General features: G+C 67.0%; 16 protein-coding genes and 1 riboswitch. Of the genes, 4 read left to right on the forward strand and 12 right to left on the reverse strand.

Features of this window, described 5'->3' with window-relative positions; all coding sequences use genetic code 11:
• Positions 1-24 precede the first annotated feature (24 nt).
• From AB0E63_RS23000 to AB0E63_RS23025, 6 genes are all read right to left on the reverse strand, one after another.
• A complete protein-coding gene (locus AB0E63_RS23000; RefSeq protein WP_360369623.1) occupies positions 25-3,189 on the reverse strand; it encodes a BTAD domain-containing putative transcriptional regulator in 3,165 nt (1,054 codons plus the stop codon).
• Between the two features lie 59 nt (positions 3,190-3,248).
• Entirely contained in the window at positions 3,249-3,803 is a 555-nt protein-coding gene (locus AB0E63_RS23005; protein ID WP_360369626.1) for a dihydrofolate reductase family protein, read from the reverse strand.
• Positions 3,804-3,849: 46 nt separating this feature from the next.
• A complete protein-coding gene (locus tag AB0E63_RS23010; protein WP_360369629.1) occupies positions 3,850-4,410 on the reverse strand; it encodes a GNAT family N-acetyltransferase in 561 nt (186 codons plus the stop codon).
• A 12-nt stretch (positions 4,411-4,422) separates the two neighbouring features.
• Positions 4,423-4,537: riboswitch (SAM riboswitch) on the reverse strand.
• A gap of 81 nt (positions 4,538-4,618) precedes the next feature.
• Positions 4,619-5,539, reverse strand: a complete 921-nt coding sequence (locus AB0E63_RS23015) for an NAD(P)-dependent oxidoreductase (protein ID WP_360369632.1) — start codon at positions 5,537-5,539, stop codon at positions 4,619-4,621.
• On the reverse strand, positions 5,536-6,141 hold the full coding sequence (locus tag AB0E63_RS23020; protein ID WP_360369635.1) for a dihydrofolate reductase family protein: 606 nt from the start codon (positions 6,139-6,141) through the stop codon (positions 5,536-5,538). The genes AB0E63_RS23015 and AB0E63_RS23020 overlap by 4 nt, the downstream gene beginning before the upstream one ends.
• Positions 6,142-6,467: 326 nt before the next feature.
• Positions 6,468-7,682 (reverse strand): helix-turn-helix transcriptional regulator, encoded by a 1,215-nt coding sequence (locus AB0E63_RS23025; protein ID WP_360369638.1) that lies wholly within the window; start codon positions 7,680-7,682, stop codon positions 6,468-6,470.
• A gap of 44 nt (positions 7,683-7,726) precedes the next feature.
• Here AB0E63_RS23025 and AB0E63_RS23030 point away from each other — a divergent pair, with 44 nt between their 5' ends.
• Positions 7,727-7,993 (forward strand): hypothetical protein, encoded by a 267-nt coding sequence (locus tag AB0E63_RS23030; RefSeq protein WP_360369641.1) that lies wholly within the window; start codon positions 7,727-7,729, stop codon positions 7,991-7,993.
• Positions 7,994-8,002: 9 nt separating this feature from the next.
• On the opposite strand, the gene AB0E63_RS23035 is transcribed toward AB0E63_RS23030, so the two are convergent.
• A complete protein-coding gene (locus tag AB0E63_RS23035) occupies positions 8,003-9,517 on the reverse strand; it encodes an FAD-dependent monooxygenase (RefSeq protein ID WP_360369644.1) in 1,515 nt (504 codons plus the stop codon).
• Complete coding sequence (locus tag AB0E63_RS23040; RefSeq protein ID WP_360369646.1) at positions 9,502-10,938, reverse strand: DHA2 family efflux MFS transporter permease subunit; 1,437 nt, start codon at positions 10,936-10,938, stop codon at positions 9,502-9,504. Before AB0E63_RS23040 ends, AB0E63_RS23035 begins: the two co-directional genes overlap by 16 nt.
• A 102-nt stretch (positions 10,939-11,040) precedes the next feature.
• Between AB0E63_RS23040 and AB0E63_RS23045 the strand changes: the two genes are divergently transcribed.
• Positions 11,041-11,679 carry a TetR family transcriptional regulator gene (locus tag AB0E63_RS23045; RefSeq protein WP_360369649.1) on the forward strand — a complete coding sequence of 213 codons (639 nt, stop codon included), beginning with the start codon at positions 11,041-11,043 and terminating at the stop codon, positions 11,677-11,679.
• Positions 11,680-11,694: 15 nt separating this feature from the next.
• Here AB0E63_RS23045 and AB0E63_RS23050 read toward each other — a convergent pair whose 3' ends face one another.
• Positions 11,695-12,456 (reverse strand): DinB family protein, encoded by a 762-nt coding sequence (locus AB0E63_RS23050; protein WP_360369652.1) that lies wholly within the window; start codon positions 12,454-12,456, stop codon positions 11,695-11,697.
• Positions 12,457-12,594: 138 nt separating this feature from the next.
• On the opposite strand from AB0E63_RS23050, the gene AB0E63_RS23055 reads away from it, so the two are divergent.
• Entirely contained in the window at positions 12,595-14,166 is a 1,572-nt protein-coding gene (locus AB0E63_RS23055; RefSeq protein ID WP_360369655.1) for a hypothetical protein, read from the forward strand.
• Between the two features lie 89 nt (positions 14,167-14,255).
• Here the strand turns inward: AB0E63_RS23055 and AB0E63_RS23060 are convergent, their stop codons facing one another.
• Positions 14,256-15,254, reverse strand: coding sequence for a glutathione synthase (locus AB0E63_RS23060; protein WP_360369658.1), 999 nt, complete (start codon positions 15,252-15,254; stop codon positions 14,256-14,258).
• Positions 15,251-16,432, reverse strand: coding sequence for a tyrosine/phenylalanine carboxypeptidase domain-containing protein (locus tag AB0E63_RS23065; RefSeq protein ID WP_360369661.1), 1,182 nt, complete (start codon positions 16,430-16,432; stop codon positions 15,251-15,253). Before AB0E63_RS23065 ends, AB0E63_RS23060 begins: the two co-directional genes overlap by 4 nt.
• Before the next feature lie 83 nt (positions 16,433-16,515).
• Here AB0E63_RS23065 and AB0E63_RS23070 point away from each other — a divergent pair, with 83 nt between their 5' ends.
• Positions 16,516-16,677, forward strand: a complete 162-nt coding sequence (locus AB0E63_RS23070) for a hypothetical protein (RefSeq protein WP_360369664.1) — start codon at positions 16,516-16,518, stop codon at positions 16,675-16,677.
• A 38-nt stretch (positions 16,678-16,715) separates the two neighbouring features.
• Here AB0E63_RS23070 and AB0E63_RS23075 read toward each other — a convergent pair whose 3' ends face one another.
• Positions 16,716-17,195 carry a potassium channel family protein gene (locus AB0E63_RS23075; RefSeq protein WP_360369667.1) on the reverse strand — a complete coding sequence of 160 codons (480 nt, stop codon included), beginning with the start codon at positions 17,193-17,195 and terminating at the stop codon, positions 16,716-16,718.
• Positions 17,196-17,227 lie beyond the last annotated feature (32 nt).

A 17,227-nucleotide genomic window follows, 5' to 3' on the forward strand; every position in this document is an offset into this window, starting at 1 on the left:
GACTTCGCAATGGCTTAGCGTGACTTAGCGTGCTGCTGTCAGGGGGAGGGCGGCTGCCCGTGCGATGCCGATGCGGGAGCCGAGCCGGGCGAAGATCTCGACCGCCACCCAGCCGTGCCGGGACAAGGTCTCCACGTCACCGTCGTCTCGTGCGAGCTCGGCGGCGAGGAGCCGAGTCCATGCCTCCAGGCGCAGATAACCCTGTGGCCGAAAGGCTTCCACCGCCTGTTCGGCCAGCATCCGGGCGGCCTTCCGCCGGCCGGCGAAAAGTTCGACGACGACGAGGTTCAGCAGCGCGCCGGCCGCGCCTGGCACGTCGTCGACCGCCTCGCCGCGGTCGAGGGCGACGCGGGTGAGCCGCCGGCCCGTCGCGGGGTCGCCGGCCGCCGCGGACAGCAGTCCGAGGTTGGCCAGCGTCAGGTTCTCGCCGCGGCGGTCGCCCAGTTGCTCCCGGATCCGCAGCGCCTCGCGGAGATGCTCCTCGGCCGGCTCGAACAGTCCCTGGTCGCGCTCGATGCACCCCAGATGGTTGAGCGCGTGGCCGAGACCCGCCGCGTCGTCGACACCGGCGAACACCTCGACAGACCGCCGTACGGCGTCGAGCGCGCCGGCCAGGTCTCCCGCCAACCGGTGGGCGTCAGCGAAGGCCGACAAGGCGTAGCCCCGGCCGCGGACGGCGCCGACCCGACGGCCGAGCAGGAAGGTCTCCTCGAACACCGGCACCATCGAGCCGTCGACAGGGGCGAGCGGCATACACGCCGTCACGGCAGGGAAGAACGGGCCAACTGCCGGGTCGATCACGCTCAGCCGCTCGAGGCACTCGGCGAACCGTTGCTGTGCCGGTTTCACGTCCTCGCGGAACAACGCGGCCATCGCGGCCAACTGCTGGGCGGAGGCGGCGACGGGTGCCGCTCCCAGGAAGTCGGCCTGCGCGAGCGTTTCCATGGCGGTCTGTTCGATCTCGTTGAGGTCTCCGCTGCCGAGGAGAAGCGTGCCGCGCAGGACCCGGGCGGACACGATGTCGGTGGGATCGTCGGACTGCTCGGCGACGGCGACAGCCTGGTCTCCGAGCCCCGGGAGCCGGTCGCTCAAACCACTCCGGGCGTCGAGAACCGCGAGTGCGAAGATCGCCCGGACCCGATCCCGGGACGGTACGACGGCCACGTCGAGAATGCGTTCCAGCCAGCCGGCTCCTTCGGCGAAATGACCCCGCGCCAGCCAGTACTGCGACAGGTTCACCCCCAGCAGCAGGGCCTGTTGGTGATCGTGACGCACCGCCCACGCGAGCGCCGCGCGGAGGTTGTCGTGGTCGACGTCGAGCGACTGTGGACGTTCGACGACAACGCTGGACCGTTCCGGATCCTGGGCGCAGGCCAACTCCAGGAAGTGCTCGAAGTGCGCTGTCTCCAGCGGTTCGACCTCGTGCGCGGCGACGAGTCGCTCCCGCGCAAACTGCCTGATGGTCTCCAGCAGGCGATAGCGCGAACGCGGACCGTCGTGGTCGACCTGCAAGAGGGACTTGTCGACCAGGCGACCGAGGCCGTCCAGCACGTCCGCGGCGGGAATCCGATCGTCCGCGCACACCTCCTCGGCCGACGGCAACGAGAAGCTGCCGGCGAAGACCGCGAGCCGCCGCAGCAGGATCTGCTCGTCGTCCGAGAGCAACGCGTGGCTCCACTCGAGCGCGGCCCGCAACGTTGCATGCCGAGTGATCTCGCCGTGCCGGCCGAGCAACGGAAGAGCCTGGCTCAACCGCTCGGCGATCTCCGCCGCCTCCAGGTGCGATGCGCGGGCGGCGGCCAGTTCCAACGCCAGTGGAATGCCGTCGAGACGACGGCAGATCTCCACGATGGGCGCGGCGTTGTCCGCATCGAGGACGAAGCCGGGCCGGACGTCCTGGGCCCGGTCGACGAAGAGCCGTACCGAAGCCAGCGTCCCGAGCCGGCTCAGGTCACCGGCATCCTCAGGCTCCGGCAGCTCGAGTGAGGGCACCCGGAAGGTCACCTCGCCCGGCGTGTGCAGAGGCTCGCGGCTCGTCGCGAGCACGGTGACGCCAGGGCAGCTTCGCAGTACTGCGCTCGCGAGTCCGGCGCAGGCAGCGAGCAGGTGTTCGCAGCTGTCCAGAACGAGGAGGAGGTTTCGTGGAGCCAAGCGGGTGATCAGTGTGCGCAATGGGTCCGAGCCCGCTGCGGGATCCAGTCCCAATGCGGCCGCGACCGTGTCGGGCACGAGCCGCGGATCTGCCACCGGGACCAGGTCGGCGATCCAGATGCCATCGGCGTACGCATCGAGCAGCCGCCTCGCAGCCTCCTCCGCAAGTCGCGTCTTGCCCGCACCGCCGACTCCCGTGAGCGTGACCAACCGGCCCCGGTCCAGCAGGCGATGGAGGTCGGCGATCTCGCGCTCGCGTCCGACGAAGCTCGTCAGGGCGGGGGCGAGGTTGTGGCGGGGCCGGTTCTCCTCGTCGTTTCCTGTCAGGAGGTCGCGGTAGACGCGTTGGGTCTCCGGATCCGGATCGGTGCCGTACGTCGTACGCAGGTCGGTGCGGAGGCGTTCGTACTGGGCCAAGGCCTCCGATGATCGGCCCATCGCCGCATGACGCCGCATCAGGTCGCGGACGGCGCGCTCGTGGAGTGGGTCGATGGCGAGGGCGCGTTGCAGGGCGTCGAGCGCCTCTACGTCGTTCTCCGTCGCCTCCGCCAGGTCCACGAGGAGATCGCAGAAGGTCGCCCGGAGTTCCTCCCGCGGCCGGTCGGCCCAGTCCTCGAACCGGTCCTCGGGGAGCAGATCTCCGGCGTACGCGGCGACCGCGGCGCGCAGGTCGGCGAGGTCACCGCTGGTCCGCCCGAGCGCGGCCAACTGCTCGAACGTCCGTACGTCGACCTCGACGAGACCGTCCGCGAGCAGGACTACGAAGTCGTCGCGCAACTCGAGCAGACCGTTGCTCGGCTCGTCACCGGCGAGCGCCCGACGGGCGACGTGCAGCGCCTGGTGGAGATTGTTGACCGCGGACGTCGGAGCCCGATCGGGCCACAACGCCTCGAGCAGTACGTCGCGATGCAGCCGCTGATCCCGTGTCAGCGCGAGCAGCTTGACCAGCGTCCGCGCCTTCCGCAGACGCCAGACGTGGCCATCGACGGGTTGTCCCCCTCGATCGACCCCGAAACCTCCGAGCAGCCGGATCCGCACCAATCGCCCTCCCCGATGAGCGTAGACACAGATCCCTACGTCGCAACCACCTTCTCGGTTCAGCCTGTGTGCGTCGAGTAGACCAGCGCAACGGTTCCGGAGGGGTAGGACCGCGCGCTGTTCAACGTCAGCTTCCTGCGTTCGCCCACCTCGGAGAACATCGATCCGCCGCGACCGACGATCGCGGGGTTGAGCTTGAGCCAGTACTCGTCCACGAGATCGGCGGCGACGAGCGAGCGTACGGTCTGTACTCCTCCGAACACGACCAGGCCGCCGCCGGTGGACTCCTTGAACTGGCGAACCTGGTCCGCTCCGTCGCCGGCGGCCAGGGTCGAGTTCTCCCAGGCGCTGACGTCGAAGCTCTTGTCCGATGACAGGACGAACTTCGGCGTTGTATTGAGCCACGCAGCCAGGTCGCCCTCGGTGGTCGTCCAGTAGGCGGCCGACGGTCCGAACGACTTGCGGCCCCAGATGATCGTGTCCGCAACGGACATCAGCTCGCCGGTCAGCTCGCTCGTCAGTTGCGGGTCATCGGCCATGAAGTCGAGGTCGTTGTCCGGTCCGGCCATGAATCCGTCGAGGGTCATGTCGCTGAAGACGATCAGTGGTCGCATGGTCTCCTCCTTGGGCTCTATCTCCCCAATCTCCCAGACGACGGATTCAATCCGCTTTCAGCGATCCGGCCAACTGCGATGCATCGGGCCAGGCCATCCGTTGGCACTTCGGAGTGCCGTTGAGTCGAGTCGGATCTCCGCCAGGCGGTGGTACGGCGGCCGTTTCTACCGAGCTGCCTCCCGCCGCCCGGTAGAAGTGCTGCGCGTCTGTGTTCTGCTGCAACACCCACAGGTACATCGCGTTGCTGTTCGCCTCGCCGATGACCGCGTTTGCGGCGCGGGCCAGAAGCTGAGTGCCGATCCCGGTACGGCGTTGCCGATAGTCAACATGCAGATTGTCGACAAGGCTGCCCCACCGCGGATCCTTGTCGAACTCGACGTGGACGAAGCCCGCCAGTTGGTCGTCGTACTCGGCGAGGATGGTCGCGGACCTGGCCGGCGCCGCCAGCCGTCCTGACCAGACCGACCGACGATCGGTGTCGATGTCCCCATCGAGGAACGAATCCGCATACGCGCCCCGGTAGTGCCGACGCCAGCTATCGGCGTGCAGAAACGCGACCTGGTCGGCGTCCTCCGCCCCGGCCGAACGGAACCGCAACGATGCCATGCCAAACCTCCCACTCGCGGCTTGCCCGGCACTCCTGCGCCGAGCCTGGTCCTCACCCGGGGCACCCCACCCACGAACGGAGGGTTGCCGGCCAGCAAGCCGGGGCTAAACGCTGACACTCATGACCAACGCCAAACCGTACCAGCGCCTCTTGAGGCCCCACTACCAACTACTGGTTCCTTCTCAAATCAGCCGCGAAGTGACTCGGTCAGCGGGGGTTGTTGGTGCGCCAGGCGGCGTAGTCGGCGACTGACTTGGCGACGTCGAAGGTGGGCTCGAAGCCGGTGTCGTGGGTGAGCCGGGTGATGTCGAGGTACGGGTCTGCGCCGGGACCGGCCTGGCGCCCGGGCAGGAGGTCGAGCTTCAGGCCAGGCGTGATCGCCTGCAGGGCTTCTGCGAACTCGCGGTTGGTGTACGGCCGGCCGCTGGACACGTTGTAGGTGTCGTGCCGCAACGTCTCCGCGGTCGTCAGGAGGGCGATCGCGCGCCCGGCGTCCGACGCGTAACAGCAGTCGCCGCCGTCGTCGGCGTACAGCGGCTTCGGTTGCTCACCGCGGAGTACGGCGCTGATGTACGGCGGAATGTAGAAGAACGGTGATTCCGGATCGACGAGCGGTCCCCAGATGGTCCCGATCCGGAGTACGACCGGCTGGACACCGCTGCCCTGGAGGCTGTGCGTGGTCAGCGGCTCCACGGCCTTCTTGAACGCGATGATCAGGTGCGGCAGTTGCGCGGTCGGCAGCGGGAGCTCTTCGTGCCAGGGGATCTCGGTCCGGCCGACGTACGCGCCAAGGCTGCTCGCGACAGCGAACCGGCGGACTCCCCACGTGCGGGCGGCGTCCAACGCGTTGAGCAGGCCGGTCACGTCCGTACGGAAGAAGTCGACCGGGTCCTCGTCGGGGATGCTGCCGGCGAGATGAACGATGTCGCTGATGTCATGGCGTTCGCCCAGGGCGAGGAAGGCTTCCCGGTCGGTGACGTCGAGGGATTCCACGGTGACCTGGCCGGCGAGGAATGACGGGACCTCGGTACGGCGGTGTGTCGTGACGACGACCTCATGTCCGAGATCCAGGAGGGCTTGGGCGGTGTGGGCACCGATCATGCCCAGGCCGCCCGTGACGAGGATCATCGGACCACCTCGTAATGGAGGTGCGTGACACCGGGTGCCGGGATGGCCTCCACCAGCCGGAGCCGCACGTGCTTCGGGACCTCCTGGAAGAAGCTGCGACCGCCGCCGAGCAGGATCGGCACCTGATGCAGGATCACCTCGTCGACAAGGTCCGCCGCCAGGGCCGAGGTCAGTGCGCCGCCGCCCATGACCGCGACATCCTTGTCCCCGGCAACCTCCCGCGCCGCCGCGATCGCGTCCTCGATCCCCGTGGTGACGAGCGTCTGCTTCTCGCTGATCTCAGGCGCTGGCCGGTGGCTGAGCACGAACAGCGGTGCCGTCGGATGCGGCCCGTCGCCTCCCCAGTGGCTCGAGTGCTCGTACGTCGTACGCCCGGAGACGGTCGCCCCCACCCGCGCCGCGATGATGTCGAAGAACCTGGCGCTCGGCTCACTCAACTTGAACCCGCCGAACAGCTCGCTCGGCGTTTCCCCGTCGAAGTACCAGTCGAAGAGCATCCCCGCATCACCAAGCCCACGCCCGAACTCGTCAGCCCCATCGGGAGTCCGCCCACTGATATACCCATCAACCGATACAGCGTGCGCACTGAACACCTTGCTCATATCACTCCTCCGCTAGACCATCACAAGCCCGAACCTACGAGCGGACCCCACCAAGTCTTGAACGAATCCAGCAGATCCACCCCCGTGCCCCTGAACCACTTCGGCGATCGATCAGGACGTCTTGGGCGTGATCGGCCTCCACAAGCGCACCTCGTCGAAGACCAAGCCATCGCGATCGCGGAAGCCACCAGGCAACCGACCCCACAGCTGGAATCCGAGGCCGAGGTAGGCCTGCTCAGCATGGGTTCCCCTCGTATAGATGCGCTCGCCTGACCGCGGCCAAGGACTTTGTTTCTGGAGGGGTCTGTTCGGCGGCGGGGCCGTTGTCAGACGGTCTTCAGGGTGGCTTCGAAGTTGTGGACGAGGGTTTCGGCGGGGTAGCGGGATCGGAGTTCCTGGCCGAGTTCGCCGGCGATCATCAGGAGGTGCGGGCGGGACTGGCGGCTGTCTTTCAGGCCGTCGAGACCGAGGTCGACGGCTTGCTCCAGGTCGCCTTCTCGTCCCGCTATGAAGCCGAGGGTGATCCGGCATTCGGAGATGCGCATCGGGCTGACTTCGGTACCGTCCGGAGCGAGGTTGTCGTGGATGACGGTCTCGGCGTGCTGCCGCGCCATCTGGTCGTCGCCGCCGATGCGATGGACGTCCATCGAGTAGTAGTCCCACTTCGCGGGATCCACCTTGAAGTGATTGTCGGGCCGGTCCGGGTAGGGCAAGCGGTCGAGCATCTCGCGGCCGGACTCCAGGAGGCCTTGAAGGCCCGATTCACCGAGACGAGCCTTGGCCTTGGCTTCCTGCGCGATGAGTTGGACGTGAACGCTGGAGGTCTTCGCGACGGCTTGACCTTGCTGTGCCGCCGCGATCGCCTGACGAAAGCGCCCCTGGGTGAGGGCGAACCATGCGGTCATCTCGTGACCCCAGCCGGCGATCTCCGGATGGCCTGCCTCGAGCCCGAGTTGAAGCGCCGCTGTCCGGGTGGACTCGGCCGCCGCCCGCAGGCCGAGGTCGTACTCCACACAACCGGCCAGCAGCGCCAGCCAACCGCCTGCCACCAACAGTTCCTGGTGTGCCTTCAAGCCGACTGGACGGGTGAGGAGATCGCCGACGTGGTTGAGCCACGCATGAGCCTCCTCGCGTAGCTCCAAGGCATCGCGCCGGTTGTACTGGCAGCACAGCTCTTCAACTGTGGATCGCAGAATCTCCAGCGTCTGAGGCGTCGTGTCACTGGCCTGCATTCGCTGCACCAGCTCCGCCGTCTGCCACGGCACCTCATCCAGCTTGAGGAGCGTCGCGTTGCGCGCGGCCGCAATCAGTTCGCCTTTGGCCCTGAGCGCGCGATCACATGCGCTGACTAACCCATCTGTCGGCGTCTTCCGACCGTTCTCGATGTTGCTCAGATGCCCACGACTGAAGTGCGTGGCCTTGCTCAGGTCACCGAGCGACCACCCGCGATGCTCGCGGAACTCACGCAGCCGGTCACCAAAGGTCATAACCCAAGTCTCCCCCAGCTCCGTATTCCTGTCGCCTCTCGCCGAGGAATACAAGCGACTACTCGCTGTAAGCATCCGACGACGGCCAGGGTGTTCACATGCGGAAGAGCGAGGAGAACCGATCAGCGCTCACCCATGGACTGGTCAGGACGCCGGTCGACGATGCCCTGTCCCGGCGCCCTGACCGCACCACGCTGACCTGGCGAGACCTGGAGAAGGACGACAGGGTCGACCACTTCGAGTACGGCACAGGGACCGTTGAAAGCTCCGGACCCCTGTGGATCTGCATCGCCTGGGATGACCCGCGCGAGCGCTTGAACCACCACACCGCCGCGATTGCGCCATATCTGAAGTTGCTCAACTAACCGCTGGCATCACCTGATCGCATCCGACCGCGACGTTGACGGAATGCCTAGCCAAGTGGTGAGGGCTGTTTGGAGTTGCAGCTCGTTTGGCGGTTCGCCGGGGGTGGTGGCCCAGGCTATTGCGCCGTCGGGGCGGATTAGGAGGGCGGATAGGCGGTTGTCGTCTATGGAGTTGATCTCGATGAGTTCTAGGCGATCGCGCCAAGCGGATGCCGCCTTGAGGGTGGGGGTGTGGGGTGGGGTGAGCAGTACGGCGCGGCCTGAGCGGGTGAACTGGCTGAGTCGGGAGGAAGTGGTCGCGGTGGTGAAGGTTAGGTCGGGGCAGTGGTGGCCGATTAGTTGGTGGTCGTCGGGTTTGGTGTACGGGAAGGTGTAGCGGTGCGCGAGGCCTCCGAGGAGGCGTCCGAAGTACTGGTTGACTTCGCGGATGTCCATGAGTTCGGACACGATGTCGCGCAGTGCGTCGGTGTGGGGACCGGGGCGCATCAGGGCGGACTGTGCGCGGGTGTTGGCCAGTACGGCGGCGCCGGCGGGGTGCCGCTCTTCGGTGTAGCTGTCGAGCAGCCCCTCAGGCGCCACGCCTCGTACTTGCGCCGCCAGCTTCCACCCCAGGTTGACCGCGTCGACCAGGCCGAGGTTGAGACCTTGTCCGCCGTTGGGCGAATGCACGTGGGCCGCGTCTCCGGCAAGCAAGACCCGGCCGAGTCGGTACGTGCTCGCCTGACGGGCGTTGTCGGTGAAGCGGAGCGCGTCGCTGACCTCGGTGATACTCACGTCCACGCCGGCGACCCGCCGTACGCTCGCCTGCAGTTCCTCTGGCGTGACCGCACCCCGCGGTACGTCGGGACCCTCGACGAAATCGAACGTACCCAGCACGCCCGGGCCGTGGATCAACATCCCGCCTTCGAGCCGGCCGGACGGCGGGAGCTTGTCCGGATCGACGATCTCGACCTGGGCTTGGCGCGCCGTCATGATCGGCGGGGTGCCCGGGAAGTCGAATCCGGCCAGCCTGCGGATCGCGCTGTGGCCACCGTCGCACCCCACGACGTACGCCGCCTCGAGCCGTCGCTCACCATCAGGTGTGGTGACGGTGATCGAGACGCCCCCGGCGTGCTGGACGAGGTCGGTCACGGTGTACTCGCGCCGTACGTCGATGCCGAGGGCAACAACGTGGTCGGCGAGGATCCGCTCCAGGTCCGGTTGCCAGATCAGCCGCCCGGTGCGATCGGGCTCCTCCTGCAGCTCAGGATCGATCTTGTGGATCCACGCGAAGTGGTTCTTCGCGCTGCCATGATCTCGTTTCTTCTCGTCCTGCCGCTCGGGCTGGCAGGCCTCGAGCGCCGGGCCGAGTCCACGGCGCTGGAGCGCCTCGAAGGCCAGCGGACCGACACCGCGTGACTTGCGCTGGGGAGCGGGTTCGGCCAGCCGCTCCAGCACGAGGGGCTGGACTCCGGCGAGCTGAAGCTCGATCGCGAGCGTCAACCCAACCGGGCCGGCCCCGACCACGATCACTTCGGAGGACATGGGATCTCCTTGTTCTTGGCGGGAAACGCCAGTGCGGGGAAAAGTGGAAGGACCGACAGCCCAAGCGCCCACGCGAAGGTGACGCCGTACGCCGCGGCCGGATTGCCTGTGTGTTGGGCCAGTTGGCCCTGGAGGATGAGCACAAGTACTGCGGTGCCGATGGAGCCGCCGACGCGGTTCATCACGTTCAAGGCACTCGCGGCACGGGGAACCTGGTACCGCTCGACACTGCCGAACGCCGTCGCCATCCCCGGAGCCATCGTCGCGCCGATCCCGGCACCGCGGACGGCCAACGCGACGAGCATGATCCAGTTGGCGAGGCCGGAGCCGAGGAATACCAGCGGTACGGTGCCGACCAGGCTGAGCATGATGCCGACGAAGATCACCCCACGAGGACCGATGCGATCCGTGAGACGGCCGGCGACGTGCGAGATGGCCGCGGCACCAAGGGCCTGCGGTGCGAGTGAGAATCCGGCCTCGATGGCACCTCTGTGCTCGACCTGTTGAAAGTAGAGCGGGAGGACGAGCATCGAGCCGTACAGCGAGGCGCCGAGAAGGAATGAATTCGTCGTGGCAGCGGTGAAACCACGACGGGCGAACAGGCGCAGGTCGATCAGCGGCGCCTTCCTCGTGACAACCGCGTGCACGCAGTAAGCGCTGAGCAGTACGACGCTGCCGATCAGCGGGACGATCGCACGGACCGAGCCGGCGCCGTGATCGCCGACCGCGGACAAGCCGAAGATCAGCGCAGCAAGACCCGGTGACAACAGGCCCAGCCCAAGCCAGTCGAGCTGCTCGCGACCTGCTGCGGGCCGGTCCTCAGGGATCACTCGCACTGCCATCAGCAGCGCGAGCACCCCGACCGGCACGTTCACGAAGAACATCCAGCGCCAGTCCAGGTCCTGCACGATCACTCCGCCGATGACCGGACCCACGACTGGTGCGAACAGCACCGGGATGACCAGTACGCCGACGATCCGGCCGAGCTGATCAGGTCCGGCCGCCTGCGCCAGGATCCCTTGTCCGACCGGCTGCATCACTCCGCCACCGACGCCCTGGATGACCCGGAACGCAATCAACGCGGGCACCGACCAGGCGAAGCCGCACAGGATCGATCCGGCCACGAACAGCGCAACCGACGCCATCCACACTCGCCGGCCACCGAACCGATCAGCCAGCCATCCGGAGAGCGGGATGACGATCGAGATCGCCAGCAGATAGCCCGTAGACACCCACTGCAGCGTGGACAACGGTCCACCCAGATCGCTCGCGATCGAGTCGATGCCGACACTCACGATCGTCGCGTCCAACCCGGCCAGCACCGCGGCGAGGCTGAGTACGCCGCCCAACCGCAGCAGCATCGGGTCGAGCGGAACCAGCCCGCCTCGCCTCCCAGCCCGGTGACCGGTCTCCACTGGCATGCCGCACCTCCGTCTCTCTAGGTTCGGCAAAACCATATGCTCGACCTAATTTTATGTCAAACCTATCTATGGGTCGGACATAAATGCGCTAGGCTGCGACGTATGAGTGAGCGTGGGTCCGGACTGCGGGAGCGGAAGAAACAGCTGGCCCGGCAGCAGATCTCGGACGTGGCGACGGGGCTGTTCCTGGAGCGTGGCTTCGACGAGGTGACGATCGCCGAGGTCGCGGAGGCGGCCGGCGTCGCCAAGATGACGGTCACCAACTACTTCCCGCGCAAGGAAGATCTGGTCTTCGACCAGCACGTCGAGCTCGCCTCGCACGCCGCACAAGCGATCGCCGGCCGCGCGAGCGGGGAATCGGCTCTGGCTGCGCTACACCGTGCGTACTTCGAGGCACTCAGACGTCAGGACGCATCGGTCGGGCTGGCCAGTGAGGGATTCGTCAAGATGATCACCGGTAGTCCCGCTCTGCTCGCCCGGCTACGCGAGATCGACGAACAGCGCGAAGTGGCCATCGCTGACACGCTCGCCGCAGAGACCGGCACAGAGACGGGCGAAGACATCACCTTGGCGGTCGCCGCGGCCCAACTCGCCGCGGTTCATCGCGTCCTCTTCCGGCAAGCGTTTCGCATGACGCTCGAAGGCAAGACGCGTGCCGAAACGACGGACGAGCTCGCCGACCTGGCGCGCCAGGCCTTCGAACAGCTCGAACCTTCCCTCGGCGGCTATGCGATCCGCTGATCCGACAGCATTTGCTCAGGCGTCGGGCTTTGCCTCGATCGTGTCGAGATCGCGTACGGCGTACCGGTGGTGCTCCCACTCCTCCTCGAGAATCACGTGCAGGCAGGAGAGAACGGTCTCGGGGTAGTCGGGGGCGTGGGGATTCTTGCGCTGCGCGGCGAGTACCTCCGGTGTGACTGTGGCGAGGAAGTCGCGCACCATCGCGACGCGACCCGCTCGGACGTCGAGCACCTCGGCGTACGTCGGTTTGACCGTCGTGAAGACCGACATGTCCAAGCGGCCGTCGTCCCCCGTCCCGGTGTCTGTTTGACCGATCGGGTGGAAGGGCTGTTCCTTCTCCAGAATCGCCCCGCCCAGCCACATGTCCGTGGCAAGGACCAGGTGCCGCAGCGTCTGCGCGAACGACCACTCGCCGGCCACTGACACGTCGACCGTGTCGGCCGGCATCGCCGCGACGCGTTCGAGCGTGGCCGCCCAGGTGCGCTCGAGGGCAGCCCAGGCCGCGCGCAGATCGTCCGGATCCTCGGCCCGTCGCTCGGATCGGCCGGGAAAGCGGCGGTCGAGCTCGGCCTCGACGAAGGGGATCACGTTGACGCCGTTGACGCGGAAGAACGTCTCGCCGTCAGAGAGCCAGGGTGCGTCGATGTCTGCCGCGCGCACCTCGACGCCGCGCATCACGACCTCGGACAAATCAGCCCCGACGAACCGCGCCCCCCGCAGATTCGTATCGACGAACTCCGCGCCTTGCAGGTCATCGGACCGCGTGAAACTAGCCATGACATCCCCTCTCGCCACCCAGTTGCCGCAAGCTAACACGCCCCTCCGACAAGAAACGGCCGCATCAGTTGGCGCCGGCGTGGTCCCGATGTATCTGGTCCTGGCCCGGTCGCCTCCGAGGTAATAAAGGGGGTTGCCATGCCTGAGGATCTTGAGGTTGTCGTCGAGCCTTACGAGGACGAGCTGTCCGAGCGGCTGGTGCATGCGCGGAATGTCCTGGTGCGCCACGAACGGGTCCGTGAGCACTTCGGTGATGCCGACCCATCCGCTCTGATAGTTCTCGGCCCGACCCTGTTGGGGCGCAAGCATGACGAGAGCTCACGATTCGTCGCGATGGTCTTCGACCCGCGAGAGAACAGCTCGGTCGAGGTGACTGGTCGGCTCGACAGCGACGACGTCGAGCTGACGCAGAGCGCCTTCCGGCCGAATCCGACCACCGGCGAGCTTGGTGCTGCGCTCGAGGTGCTCCGTGATGACCCGGAGTTCGCTGAGCTGCGGGGCCGGGACGATGTCGTGGTTTACCAGCCGATGCCACCGCTCGCGGATGTCGAGCGGGACGACGGGACGACCCTGCGGCGAATCGCGTTAGGGGTGTTCGACCCGGAGGCCGAACGGCGCCACCGCTACGTCGCGGTCGACATCGGCGACCGGCTCGTGGAGTGGGACCCGGATCCCTTCCACGGGCTCGACGGGGACTGCGAGGAGAGCCTGCCGGTGGGCGTCGACAGCCTGCCTGACGCCGGAGGCCGTGACTGGGTCCGCGTCCGGGTACTGCGCGGGGGCCAGGAACTGTGGAATCTGGTCGTCGTCCGGCCGCGCGCGTCCGCACCTACCCATCTGGGCAAAGGGTCCGGCGTGGAGCTGAGGCACGTCACCTACCGCGGGCGGCTCGTCCTGTGGCAGGCGCACGTACCGATCCTCAACGTGCTCTACGACAACGGCGTCACCTTCCGCGACTGGCAGAACCAAGAGACCCCCTTCCTCGCCAACGGCTTCGACCCGGTCGGGCCGGGCTGGCGGGTGTGCACGTCCCCGCCGGCAACGATCCTGGAGTCCGGGACCGACGCGGGGAACTTCCAGGGCGTCGCGCTGTGGTACGAGGACGGCGAGTTGCGCATCGTCAGCGAGGTCCAAGCCGCTTGGTACCGCTACATGTCGGACTGGCGACTGCGCGACGACGGCACCATCGCGCCGCGGTTCGGGTTCGCCGGTACCCGCAATCCCCGGACCTGCATGCGACACCAGCACCATGTGTACTGGCGCCTGGACTTCGACATCGAGGGCGCCGGCAACGACGTTGTCGAGCAGCGCGGCCTGATCTTCCCCGGTCTTCCGCCGTGGTGGCGTCTGGTCCGGGAGACGAAGCGGACGCGATCGTTGTTCGCTCGTCGCTGGCGCGTGCTCGACGCCCAGAGTGGCCGCGGCTATGGCATCACACCCGGACCGGCGGACGGCACCGCCGATGCGTATGGCGTGGCCGACCTGTGGTTCCTCCGCTATCGGGCCACCGAACTCGACGATGGCGTCGGCGTCGTCGGTGGCTCACCAGCGGACACCCAATGCCGCCTCGACCAGTACCTGACCGCCGAGTCCATCAACTCCACCGACGTGGTCGTCTGGTACGCCGGGCACTTCCTCCACGACCAGGCGCACACCTCTCCCCACCAGGGCCACATCGTCGGCCCCGAACTCCGCCCGATCAACTGGTAACACCGCGAACATCGAAGACGGCTAGGTCGCCTTGGCCGGGGCGAAGTGGTTGGCGAAGTCGAGCGCGGTCTGCCCGAGGCCGCCGCGGCTCACGGCTTCGAGGCGGTACGGCGTTCCAGGGCTTCGATGATGGTGGGGCAGACGTCGATGTCGTAGAGCCTTTCGACGCTTTGCATTCCGCCCGGGCTCTCCGCGTTGATCTCGACCACCTTGTCGCCGATCACATCGATGCCGACGAAGTACATGCCGTCGGCCACGAGCTTCTCGCTCATCGCTTCGATGATGCCGCGTTCGACGTCACCGAACTCGAGCGGGACCGAACGTCCGCCCGTACTGATGTTGGCCCGCGGGTCGTTGCCCGTGGGCACCCGCCGGAAGGCGGCCGGCTGTCCGTCGCGCTCGAGGATCTGTCCCTCGAGCAAGAAGATCCGGGCATCGCCGTCCTCGCCGCCGTCGACGAACTCCTGGACGATCGCGTAGCCGTCCTGGAGCACGGCCTCCGTCATCTGCGCGAGGTTCGCTTCGCCGCCGGCGCCGATCATGAACACGTTCCGGCCCTTGGCGCCGTACAGCGGCTTGACGACGCAGTGCCCGACCTTGCCGGCGAACCGTTCGATCGCTTCTGGATCGCGCGTCACGAGCGATCGGGGACGAATCTTCTCGGGGAACTCCTCGAGGTAGAGCTTGCTCGGTGCGCGAGTCAGGGACATCGGGTCGTTGACCACGGTGACGCCGCGCGCCTTGAGCATCTGGCCGAAGACCGCACCCAGTGGACTTGCCCACGGCCGCTCCTGCAGATCTGCGATCGATTCGTTGCGCAGGAACAACGCATGGAGGTCGTCCATGACGATCCGTTCGGCATCGCGTTCCTTGATGCGCTCCATGAAGGTCTCGAGCGTGTCGTCTTTCGCGAACTCTGCGGCATGAGCCCGGGCCACCAGTCGGCCATCGCTCTCACCGAGCTCGACGTCTCCGACACCGACGTACCAAACCTCATGTCCGCCCTGGGCCGCGGCCCTCGCCAGCCGCGTAGTCGTGTACTCGTCGATCTCGGTAGCGACGTTGTTGACGAAGAATGCAAGCCTCATGCCGACACCGTTCCTTCGTACAGGTCCGTGACCGACGCGCCCGCACGCAGTCGGTCGAGGCGCTCCTGAGCGCCGGGCACATCCAGCCAGCGTGGGCGGACCCACGGTGCCTCGAGTACCTCGCGGTCGAGCAGGTCCTGGATCAACGGGATGTGGTCCAACGCGAGCTTGCCGACGAACAGGACATCGAGGCTGCTGCCCTCCGCGAGGGTCTCGAGCAGACGCGTGATCCCGCGGAGGTAGATCGCGTCCTTCACGGAACCGCCCCCGACGACGACCCGGATGGCGATCGACCAAGCGGTCCTCGTCGGTATCTGATGATCTGCCCGCAACGATTCGAAGATCTCCAGGAACTCGGCGCCGTCGAGCATCTTGCCGATGGCAACAACTCGCGCCGCGAGTACGCGGAGACGCCGCGGGTCCAGTCCGCCGGTCAGGTACTCGGCGAGCACGGCAAGACCCTCTTGGGTCTCGTCGTACCCAGGCAGTCCGATCGTCAGCAGGGTCAGGGGTTGCCTGGCGCCGTTCTGGTAGGTGACGACATGGGTGCCGACCTCGTGGTGCAGCAAGGGCTCGACGCGGTCCGACCTGATCGCGGCGGTTTCGGGGATGAGCAGCCGGCCGAACGACACCATCAGTTCGGAGATGTCGTCACGCACCTCGACGTGCACCGGGAAGTCCGGATACAGAGCACGGTATCGATCGAACTCCGCACGAGCCGCCTCCGCGAACACGCCGGCCGTGACACTGCGGGAGCTGGGAGCCTGGGCTGGAATGGTCTCGAGCAGTTCCTCCGCGGCGGACGCGAGGGGCTGCGCGATCCCGCCGTACAGTTGCAGCGATCCGTACACGAACCGTGACGTGTCGCGATCCTCCAGGGCCGTGATCTGTCGTGCGATCTCGTCCCGCTTCACCCGGAAGAGTGTGTGCAGCGCAGGGTCGGTGACATTCTCGATCTCGAGGCTGTAGAGGTCACGTCGCACCAGGTCCGGCTCGAATTCCAGCGGCCTGAGCCGGAGGGTGGGGGCCATCCCGAAGTCACCCCGTTCGAAGTCCGCCCACGCCTCTGCCCCATTGACCGGCGTGATGTTGAGCAGCAGATCCAAGCTGCGCTCGATGTCGGTGAGTCGGGCGTCGATATCGAGAGCAGGCGCAAGCTGTTCGGTCGGAGAAGTCACTCCGCAGCGGTACCCACCAACCACGACAACCAACCTGGGCGGAGTGCGTGGACGGTCGCAGAGCTGAATGGGAAGATGGCGCCATGGCGGACGAACCTGCCGCCCCGTTGTCGGGCGTGGGTGAGCACAGGTCGGAGCTCGGCAAGGAAGCCTTGACGATGGCCCTCTACGTGGCGATCTGCCTGATGGCCTCCTTGATCGCGATACCGGAGAGCGCCGCCGAGCACAACAACGTGTGGCACTGACCAAACTCCCCAACCGCGCCCCCCGAAGGCGCGGACGTTCAGCTGAGCGTGGTGCGCGCTCCGGCCGGTCCTCCGACGTCGAGGGTTCGCTGGATCCGCTCCAGCTTCGAGGTGATCTCCGAGAGCTGCGCGGTCAGCTGCTCGATACCCACCGCCTCCGCGGTCTCGGAATCCGCGATCCGCTCCTGGTGCGCCCGCTCCACGAAGTTGGAGGTGATCACCGCGGTCACGATCGTCACGAACGCGATTGCCTCCAGCAGGAACAGCGCCCCCACCAGCCGCCCAGCCGTGTTCTCGGGGGTCACGTCGCCGTACCCGACCGTGGTCACCGTCTGCAACGCCCACCACAGCCCCGTACCCAGGTCCGGGAACTCCTCCGGATCAACCACGGTGATCAGCACGCCACCGGCCAGCACACTCACCACCGTTGCGGCCACGATCACCGCCATCGCCCTGCGCACCGACAGCGGGGCGCGCCTGTACGCCTCCAACCGGCGCATCACCACCAAGCGAACCATGACGTCCGATCCTTCCTGGAACGCAATAATCA

It is taken from the genome of Kribbella sp. NPDC026596, assembly GCF_040638415.1.
In the GTDB taxonomy this organism is placed as follows: domain Bacteria; phylum Actinomycetota; class Actinomycetes; order Propionibacteriales; family Kribbellaceae; genus Kribbella.

Bases quoted from the DNA above. Each gene is read 5' to 3' on its own strand.
- AB0E63_RS23055 (WP_360369655.1), top strand. From the start codon at position 12,595: ATGCCTGAGGATCTTGAGGTTGTCGTCGAGCCTTACGAGGACGAGCTG.
- AB0E63_RS23010 (WP_360369629.1), bottom strand. From the start codon at position 4,410: ATGGCATCGTTGCGGTTCCGTTCGGCCGGGGCGGAGGACGCCGACCAG.
- AB0E63_RS23045 (WP_360369649.1), top strand. From the start codon at position 11,041: ATGAGTGAGCGTGGGTCCGGACTGCGGGAGCGGAAGAAACAGCTGGCC.
- AB0E63_RS23020 (WP_360369635.1), bottom strand. From the start codon at position 6,141: ATGAGCAAGGTGTTCAGTGCGCACGCTGTATCGGTTGATGGGTATATC.
- AB0E63_RS23005 (WP_360369626.1), bottom strand. From the start codon at position 3,803: ATGCGACCACTGATCGTCTTCAGCGACATGACCCTCGACGGATTCATG.
- AB0E63_RS23030 (WP_360369641.1), top strand. From the start codon at position 7,727: ATGCGGAAGAGCGAGGAGAACCGATCAGCGCTCACCCATGGACTGGTC.
- AB0E63_RS23070 (WP_360369664.1), top strand. From the start codon at position 16,516: ATGGCGGACGAACCTGCCGCCCCGTTGTCGGGCGTGGGTGAGCACAGG.
- AB0E63_RS23060 (WP_360369658.1), bottom strand. From the start codon at position 15,254: ATGAGGCTTGCATTCTTCGTCAACAACGTCGCTACCGAGATCGACGAG.
- AB0E63_RS23035 (WP_360369644.1), bottom strand. From the start codon at position 9,517: ATGTCCTCCGAAGTGATCGTGGTCGGGGCCGGCCCGGTTGGGTTGACG.
- AB0E63_RS23040 (WP_360369646.1), bottom strand. From the start codon at position 10,938: ATGCCAGTGGAGACCGGTCACCGGGCTGGGAGGCGAGGCGGGCTGGTT.
- AB0E63_RS23050 (WP_360369652.1), bottom strand. From the start codon at position 12,456: ATGGCTAGTTTCACGCGGTCCGATGACCTGCAAGGCGCGGAGTTCGTC.
- AB0E63_RS23015 (WP_360369632.1), bottom strand. From the start codon at position 5,539: ATGATCCTCGTCACGGGCGGCCTGGGCATGATCGGTGCCCACACCGCC.
- AB0E63_RS23075 (WP_360369667.1), bottom strand. From the start codon at position 17,195: ATGGTTCGCTTGGTGGTGATGCGCCGGTTGGAGGCGTACAGGCGCGCC.